Annotated in this window: 7 protein-coding genes; all 7 read left to right on the top strand. The window is 63.2% G+C overall.

Annotated elements, in window-relative coordinates:
• Positions 1-79: 79 nt before the first annotated feature.
• The 7 genes from ASN89_RS27275 to rluB all read left to right on the top strand — a co-directional run bounded on the left by ASN89_RS27275 (position 80) and on the right by rluB (position 8,553).
• The gene (locus tag ASN89_RS27275) at positions 80-1,195 is read left to right on the top strand and encodes an ABC transporter permease (RefSeq protein ID WP_058051413.1); all 1,116 of its coding nucleotides are present in this window, start codon (positions 80-82) and stop codon (positions 1,193-1,195) included.
• Positions 1,196-1,204: 9 nt separating this feature from the next.
• Complete coding sequence (locus tag ASN89_RS27270) at positions 1,205-2,896, top strand: ABC transporter ATP-binding protein (protein ID WP_058051412.1); 1,692 nt, start codon at positions 1,205-1,207, stop codon at positions 2,894-2,896.
• A gap of 27 nt (positions 2,897-2,923) precedes the next feature.
• On the top strand, positions 2,924-3,886 hold the full coding sequence (locus tag ASN89_RS27265) for a VTT domain-containing protein (protein ID WP_058051411.1): 963 nt from the start codon (positions 2,924-2,926) through the stop codon (positions 3,884-3,886).
• Between the two features lie 376 nt (positions 3,887-4,262).
• Entirely contained in the window at positions 4,263-5,282 is a 1,020-nt protein-coding gene (locus ASN89_RS27260; protein WP_046685400.1) for a glucokinase, read from the top strand.
• Positions 5,283-5,300: 18 nt separating this feature from the next.
• Positions 5,301-5,477, top strand: coding sequence for a hypothetical protein (locus tag ASN89_RS29150; RefSeq protein WP_160309317.1), 177 nt, complete (start codon positions 5,301-5,303; stop codon positions 5,475-5,477).
• A gap of 204 nt (positions 5,478-5,681) precedes the next feature.
• Positions 5,682-6,476: an SMC-Scp complex subunit ScpB gene (gene scpB / locus ASN89_RS27255; RefSeq protein ID WP_046685399.1), complete on the top strand. Its 795-nt coding sequence runs from the start codon at positions 5,682-5,684 to the stop codon at positions 6,474-6,476.
• Positions 6,469-8,553, top strand: coding sequence for a 23S rRNA pseudouridine(2605) synthase RluB (gene rluB / locus ASN89_RS27250; RefSeq protein WP_058051410.1), 2,085 nt, complete (start codon positions 6,469-6,471; stop codon positions 8,551-8,553). Before scpB ends, rluB begins: the two co-directional genes overlap by 8 nt.
• Positions 8,554-8,672 lie beyond the last annotated feature (119 nt).

The following is an 8,672-nucleotide window of genomic DNA, read 5'->3' as shown; positions in this document are numbered from 1 at the left end:
CACCATGCTCTTCAACCTGCTCACCGACCTGCTGTACCAGGCGGTCGATCCTCGCGTACAACTGAAGTAGAAAGAGACGATGTCGAAACCTCATACATCGCCCGGCCTGTGGGCCCTGGCGTGGCGCCGTTTGCGCGGCGACAAGATTGCAATGGTATCGCTGGCCGTGGTCGGCGCCTTTTTCCTGCTGGTGCTGGCCTCCGCCAGCGGCCTGCTCGCCTCGAACTGGGAAGATGAAGTGGCCGTCAGCTATGCGCCGCCCACGTTTCTGGGCGCCGACAAGGATGCGTCCACGTCCGGTGATGGCGCCATTCCTCTGACGGACGAGCGCAGCGCGCCGACACCCGTCAATGTGCTCGACCCGCTGGCCGACGATATCGCCGAACTGCGCGCGCAGATGGGCAGTAACCCATCGGCTGGCGTCGAGATGTACGGCGTCACCGACCCGCTGGCCGACGACTTGACGGCCTTGCGCGCCGGCATGGGCAAGGCCAAGAAATTGATCGCGCACAAGGCGGCGACACTACCGTTCGGCGCCGACAAGTGGGGCCACGACATCGTGCAGAAAACCATCAAGGGCGGCGAAACGTCGATCGTCGTGGGCCTGGTGGCGGCCTTGCTGGCCGTGGTGCTGGGCACGATTTTTGGCGCCGTGTCCGGTTACTTCGGTGGCATCGTCGATGACTTTTTCAACTGGTTCTACAGCATTTTTACCTCGATTCCGTCGATCCTGATGATCTTGACGGTGGCGGCCGTGCTGCAGCAAAAGGGCGTGCTGACCATCGTGCTGATCCTGGGGTTGACGGGCTGGACGGGACCGTACCGTTTGATCCGCGCCGAATACATCAAGCACAAGGCGCGCGAATACGTGATGGCGGCCGACGCCATCGGCGCCTCGCACTGGCGCAAGATGTTTTCGCACATCTTCCCGAACGTCAGTCACGTGGCCTTGGTGCAAATGTCGATTCTGGTGGTGGGCTTCATCAAGGCGGAAGTGATTCTGAGTTTCCTCGGCTTTGGCGTGCCGGTGGGCACCGTCTCGTGGGGCAGCATGCTCAACGAGGCACAAAATGAACTGATCCTGGGCAAATGGTGGCAGCTGACCGCCGCCGCCACGGCGATGGCCGTGCTGGTGACGGCGTTCTCGCTGTTTACCGATGCCTTGCGCGATGCGCTCGACCCCAAAGTGAAATAGGAGTTGCTCATGGACCAGAATAACCTGTTGGAAGTGCGCGACCTGCGCGTCACCTTCCGCCTGGACAAGAAGACCACGTTCGAAGCCGTCAAGGGCATCTCGTTCAACGTGCCGCGCAACAGCACCGTCGCCCTGGTGGGCGAATCGGGCAGCGGCAAGTCCGTCAGCTCGCTGGCCGTGATGGGCTTGCTGCCGCCGGATAACACCATCATAGCTCCCGCCTCGAGCATTTATTTCGGCGGGCGCGATTTGCTGCAACTGTCGATCGCCGAGCGGCGCACCATGTGCGGCAAGGATATCTCGATGATCTTCCAGGAGCCGATGTCGTCGCTCAATCCCGTGTTTACGGTCGGCTTTCAGATCGCCGAAGTGTTGCGCCAGCACATGGGCATGAACCGCAAGCAGGCGCGGGCGCGCACCCTGGCGCTGCTCGAGGAAGTGGGCATTCCCGACCCGGCCACCAAGATCGACGCCTACCCGAGCCAGATGTCGGGCGGCCAGCAGCAGCGCGTGATGATCGCCATGGCGATCGCCTGCGAACCGAAACTCTTGATCGCGGACGAACCGACGACGGCGCTGGACGTGACGATCCAGAAGCAGATCATGGACTTGATCGCGGCGCTGCAAAAGAAGCATCAGATGTCCGTGCTCTTCATTACCCATGACCTGGGCCTGGTGGGGGAGATCGCCGACCAGGTGATCGTCATGCGCCACGGCGAAGTGCGCGAGACGGGCGAGGTGCGGCAAGTGTTCGAGGCGCCGCAAGACAGTTATACCAAGGCCCTGCTGCATTGCCGCCCATCGCTCGACGAGCGCCCATGGCGCTTGCCCGTCATTGCCGATTATATGGAGGGCAAGGCCGGTCCCGGCGTCGAGGTGAAACAGCGCACGCGCGGCTATACGCCGGGCGACGAGCCCGTGCTGGTGGTGAATAACCTGAGCAAAAGCTTTTATACGCGCGAAGGCCTGTTCGGCAAGCGCGAATTCCAGGCCGTCAAGGATGTGTCGTTCACTTTACCGCGCGGCAAGACCCTGGGCGTAGTGGGCGAGTCCGGCTCCGGCAAGACGACGGTGGGCTTGACCCTGCTGCGCCTGCACCAGGCAACGGGCGGCACGGCCATGTTCCACGGCAAGGATTTGATTGCCATGCCGAACAGGGAGTATCTGCCGTATAAACGCCGCATCCAGATCATCTTCCAGAATCCGTATGCGTCGTTGAATCCCCGCTTTACGGTGGGGCAGATCCTGCTTGAACCGATGCGCATCCACAACATCGGCGCCGATGACAAGGAACGCGTCGCCAAGGCCTATTGGCTGCTCGACAAGGTCGGCTTGCCGGAACAGGCCTTCCACCGCTATCCGCACGAGTTCTCGGGCGGCCAACGCCAGCGTATCGCCATTGCCCGCTGCCTGACCATGCAGCCGGAAATTCTCGTCTGCGACGAATCCGTGTCGGCGCTGGACGTGTCCGTGCAGGCGCAGGTGCTCAATTTGTTGCAGGACTTGCAGGATGAATTCGGCCTGTCCTACATCTTCATTTCGCATGACTTATCCGTGGTGAAATACATCGCCGACCAGGTGATGGTGATGCACAAGGGGCAAGTGGTGGAACTGGCCGATTCGGATGAGCTGTACCGCAATCCCGTGCATCCGTACACGCGCACCCTGCTCAGCGCCATACCGAAGGGCGTGCAAATCTAAACACGCTTTTACGGTAAGATAGCGGCCATGCCCAACCTCATTTATCTGCTCGAACATTACGGTGTCCTGATTGTCTTTGGCATCGTGCTGGTGGAGCAGCTCGGCCTGCCGATTCCCGCCTTTCCCATCCTCGTGGTGGCGGGAGCGCTGGCAGTCGATGGCGACATGAATGGGGCGCTGGTGCTGGCCGCCGCATTGAGTGCCTGCCTGATCAGCGACTTTACGTGGTTCCGCGCGGGCCGCCATTTCGGCAAGCGCATCCTGCGGCTGCTGTGCCGCATCTCGCTGTCGCCCGATTACTGCGTCAGCCAGACGGAAGACAAATTCAAGCGCTGGGGCCCGAAAGCCCTGATCGTCTCCAAGTTCGTGCCGGGATTCAATACCGTGGCCGCTCCGATGTCGGGCGCGCTGGGTACGCCGCCTGGCCTGTTCTTCCTGTACGCGGGCCTGGGCGCCTTGCTGTGGAGCGGCACGGGCATCGTCGTCGGCGTGATTTTCCATGCCAGCGTGCAGCAGGTGCTCGACTTGCTCAGCACCATGGGCAGCACGGCCTTGCTGATGCTGGCCACCTTGCTGGGCTTGTTCCTGCTGTACAAATTCCTCGAACGCCGGCGTTTCCGCCAGGCCTTGCAGATCGAGCGCATCGGCATCGATGAATTGCTCGAACTGATAGAGCAGGGCGAAGAGCCGCTGATGGTCGACGCGCGCAGCGCCACGGCGCAGGCGCTGGAACCGGCCGTGCCGGGCGCCTTGTTCTTCAATGGCAAGGAGCCGGTGCCCGCCATGATCGCCATGGACAAGGACCGCCACATCATCGTGTATTGCAGCTGTCCCAACGACGTGACGGCCGCGCAAGTGGCCAAGCTGTTGCACCAGCACGGCTTTCGCCGGGCCAAGCCCCTGCATGGCGGCCTTGATGCCTGGAATGCCGCCTACCGCTCGGACCAGCCGGCGCCCGCCAGCCTGCTGGGCGAAGGCTTGCCCTCCTGATTCGCGCTGCCTCCGGCACGCCAGCCGGGCAATAAAAACGGTAGTAATAATACGAAACCACCTTTGCGGCCCCGTCAGGACGGCAGCGCCGCACCAGCGTCGTCGCGTACAAAGCGCCTTTGCGCAAACTCCGGCATACTCTGTTTTCAGGGCGACTCCTGCTGCTATGCAGCATGCTTTTCTCGCGCCTGATGAGTGCAAGCACTTACTATAAATCATTGTTTCTAAGCAATTTTGGCATTGCCTGTTGCATTTGGAGTGGAACTACCAATAAAGGCTTGTTTTGATGTACTTAAACTACAAACTTTGCTTGCCTCCGGGCGCATTCATCCTTTAAGCTTGGCGTCCCATGCGTCCCACTTCATCATTTAAAATCATGAGCGCTTCGTCTTCACCCGTACTGCCGACTTCCGCCTTCGCCGATGGACCGCGCCTGCTGGCTGACGTGGGCGGCACCAATGCCCGTTTCGCCCTGGAAGTGGCCGCTGGCCACATCACCCTGGTGGAAGTGTTGCCCTGTGCCGATTACCCGAGCCTGTCCGCCGCCCTGCAAGCCTACCTGGCCCTGCCGCACATCGCTGCCGCCGGCGGGCAAGCCGTGCGCCATGCCGTGATTGCCATCGCCAACCCGGTCGACGGCGATTTCCTCAGCATGACGAACCATCACTGGTCGTTCTCGATCCGCGCCATGCGCGAAGAGTGCGGTTTCACGACCCTGGACGTGGTCAACGATTTCACGGCCCTGGCGCGCGCCTTGCCGCAGCTATCAAACGAGCAAAAGCACCAGGTGGGCGCGGGCACGGCCCGTCCGAACACGGCCATCGGACTGATCGGCGCCGGCACGGGCCTGGGTGTGTCGGGCCTGATTCCGTCGCATGGCGGCTGGATCGCCCTGCAAAGCGAAGGCGGCCACGTCAGCTTTGCCCCGTTCAATGAAGTGGAAGTGAGCATTCTGCAATTCGCCTGGCGCGAATACGAGCACGTCTCGGCCGAACGCCTGATTTCCGGCGATGGCCTGGAACTGATCTACCGCGCCCTGGCCGACCGCGCCGGCGTGCCGGCGGAAGACTTGCCTGCTGCGGAAATCACGCGCCGCGCGCTGGCTGGCGAATCCCAGCTGTGCGACGACGTCATCGAAGCGTTCTGCTGCATGCTGGGCACCGTGGCCGGCAACGTCGCCGTCACTCTGGGCGCGCTGGGCGGCATCTATATCGGCGGCGGCATCGTGCCACGCCTGGGCGCGCGTTTCGACCGCTCCGGTTTCCGCGCCCGCTTCGAGCGCAAGGGCCGCTTCGCCAATTATGTCTCGCAAGTGCCGACCTTCGTCATCACGGCGCAGTACCCAGCTTTCCTGGGCGCATCGGCCATTCTCTCGGAGAAACTCGCCTCCCAGTGATGCGCGAGCAGGGGCGATATGTCGCGCCAGGGCCGGGTAAAACGCGTGTTTTGCCCGGTTTTGCGCTTTTCCGCTTTTTATCAGGTACAATTGGCATCGTTGGATGAAACGACGACTGTCGCTCTCCTGTCTGGCTGGTTCGCCGCCACGGGAAAAGCAGCTGCTCCGGAGTTCGTTTCATTGCTGGTTATTTAAGGCCAGCACCATGGATGGCAGGACTTTCACTGCATCCGCTTTAGTCCCGCTTTGCGCGCATCGGCCAAGGCGTCGGAAAAACAGCCTCAACTAGTAACCCAGCACGGCGTCATCATCGATGTCTGCCATCTGTTACGTTGAAATGAACGTTTTTGATTTCTTTCTCTGCATACGAATTGCAACACACATCCGCACAGAATTGCTATGAATACAATTGAGGCTAAAAAAGTCCTCGAAACCGCGTTGCTGTGCGCTCGTGAGTCGCTGACGATCCACAGCTTGAAAAAGCTGTTCGTCGATGCGGACGAGAATGGTCGCGTGCGCGGTGTCGGCGTTGGTGCCGACACGATCAAGCAATTGCTGGAAGAGTTGCGGCAGGAGTGGGAAGGGCGCGGCATCGAGATCGTCAGTCTGGCGTCGGGCTGGCGCTTTCAAAGCCGCCCGGAAATGAAGATGTATCTCGATCGCATGACGCCCGAGCGGCCGCCCAAGTATTCGCGGGCAACCCTGGAAACGCTCGCCATCATCGCCTACCGCCAGCCGGTGACGCGCGGCGATATCGAGGAAATTCGCGGCGTTGCCGTCAATTCGCAGACGATCAAGATGCTGGAAGACCGTGGCTGGGTCGACGCCATCGGCTACCGCGACGTGGTGGGACGGCCGGCCTTGCTGGCCACCACCAAGCAGTTTTTGGATGACCTGGGTTTGCAATCGCTGTCCCAGCTGCCGCCGTTGCAGCAAATCAGCGAGATGCAGGGCAATGGGCTCGAAGCCCTGGAAGCGGCCCTGCAGGAAAATTTTGACAAGGCAAGCAATGAGCTTGTCCCCCAGCTTGGTGCAGGTAGCAATACGGCTGTGACAGATGTAGATGTGACAGCAAGCCTTGATGCCGGCCCCGATGCTTCGCCCACGGACGAAGCCTACACTCACGACCCTGCGCCAGAACTAACGGTTGACGCTGCGCCAGGTCAGCACAGCCAAGAAACGAAGAATGAATAATCCGAACACACCCGAGACAGTAACCGCCAGCGACGAAGTCATCGTTGCCAAGCCCAAGCGCCGCACCAAGGCCCAGATCGAAGCCGATACGGCCGCTGCCGTTGCTGCCGGCGGCACCGCCGCTGCCAAGCCGAAGCGCCGCACGAAAGCCGACGTGGCCGCCGACTCAGTTGCTGAATCCTCCGTCGTCGCCGCTGAAACCGAAGCTGCGCCAGCCGCCAAGAAAACCCGCGCCAAGCCTGCCCTGAAGGCCGTGGCCGACGCCGCGGAAGCGGCTGCCGAAGCGGTCGCCGCCCCTGCGCCGCGTCCGCCGCGCGCCCGCGCCGCCGCCAAGGCCGCTGCCGCCGTCGCTGAAACGGCGCCGGAAGCCGTCGCTGACAAGCCGGCCGAAGCGCGCCCGACCCGCGGTCCGCGCCAGATGCGTGGCGTGCAGGCGGAACGCGCACTGCGCCAGCCGCCGCGCGCCGAAGCGCCGCAGGCGGCCGAAGCTGCACCTGCTGCCGCAGAGCAAGCCGCCGCGCCTGTCGCCGATGTGTTCGATGCCGAAGGCAACCTCGTTTCCGGTCCGCGCCTGCCGCGCGGTCCGCGCAACGACGTGCCGGGTGCTGGCAAGAATGCCGGCAAGAGTCGTAAAAAGGGCAAGGGCCGCCAGGCTGCGCCAGGTAAGCTCAGCGACGCTGATGCTGTCTTCTCGTTCGTTACCTCCGACGCGTTCGACAGCGAAGAGGGCGGCACGGGCCGCGTACAGAAAGTGGCCGTGCGCCGCGACCTGACGTCCGACGACGATGCGCCGAAGCTGCACAAGGTGCTGGCCGAAGCCGGTCTCGGTTCGCGCCGCGACATGGAAGACCTGATCATTTCGGGCCGCGTGTCCGTGAATGGCGAGCCGGCCCACATCGGCCAGCGCATCCTGCCGAGCGATCACGTGCGCATCAACGGCAAGTTGATCCAGCGCCGCGTCAGCAAGAAGCCGCCGCGCGTCTTGGTGTACCACAAGCCGGCCGGCGAAATCGTCAGCCACAACGACCCGGACGGCCGTCCATCCGTGTTCGACCGCCTGCCGACCATGAAGGCGGGCAAGTGGCTGGCCGTTGGCCGCCTCGATTTCAACACGGAAGGCTTGCTGCTGTTTACCACCTCCGGTGACCTGGCCAACCGTCTGATGCACCCGCGCTACGGCATCGACCGCGAGTACGCCGTGCGTACCCTGGGCGAGCTGGAAGAGGGCATGCGCCAGAAACTGCTGGCCGGCGTCGAGCTGGAAGACGGCCTGGCGCAGTTCTCGAAGATCGCCGATGGCGGCGGTGAAGGCATCAACAAGTGGTACCGCGTGGTGATCGGCGAAGGCCGTAACCGCGAAGTGCGCCGTATGTTCGAAGCCATCGGCCTGACCGTGTCGCGCCTGATCCGTACCCGCTACGGCGCCATGACCCTGCCGAGCGGCCTGAAACGCGGCCGCTGGGAAGAAATGGATGAAAACACTGTGCGCGATCTGTTGACCGCCTACGGCATCGAAAAGAAAATGCCGGCATCGGGCGACCCCCGTGCCGCTGGCGCCGCCAAGGGCCGCGAAGCGCGCAAGGCGAGCCGCGATGACGAGCCGAATGGCAACCGTATCGATGTAAGTAACCGCAACGCCGATCCGTTCCCGGTCGCGCCGCGCCGTGGCCAGCCGCAAGGCCAGTTTGCCCGTCCGCAAGGCCAGGGCCGTCCAGGCGGCGCCGGTCGTCCAGGCGAAGCGCGTGGTCCTGGCCGCGGCCAGCCGCAAGGCCCGTTCCAGGGCGGCCAGCCCCGTTCGTCGGCCTCGTTCGAAGGCGCGCCGCAAGGCCAGGGCCGTCCGCCGCGTGCGGCAGGACAGGGCCAAGGCCGTCCGGCCGGTGGCGGCGAAGGCCGCGCACCGCAGCGCGGTCCGCGCCAGCCCGATCCGCTGCAAACGGCATTCGGCTTTGCCAACACGGGTCCGCGCCGCAATGCGGGCGGTGGCGCCGGTGGGCAAGCGCGCTCCGGTGGCCAGCCGCGTGGCGGCATGGATCGTGGCGGCATGGATGGCATGCCGCGCCGCCGCAGCAAAGGTTAATCGGGAAGAGTTTCTTCTTGCGCGCCCGCCGATCTGCCGCGGGTGCGCGCTCTTGTAACTGTTGTAAGCCGGGCCGCTCCTCGTGTGCGGCATTGCGGCGAAGTTAATAAGAGGTTATA

Origin of the sequence: Janthinobacterium sp. Ant5-2-1 (assembly GCF_001445815.1) — a bacterium.
Classification (GTDB): Bacteria; Pseudomonadota; Gammaproteobacteria; order Burkholderiales; family Burkholderiaceae_D; genus Janthinobacterium; species Janthinobacterium lividum_E.
Note: the sequence above shows the minus strand (reverse complement) of the source record. Positions and strands in the feature narration are given on the sequence as shown.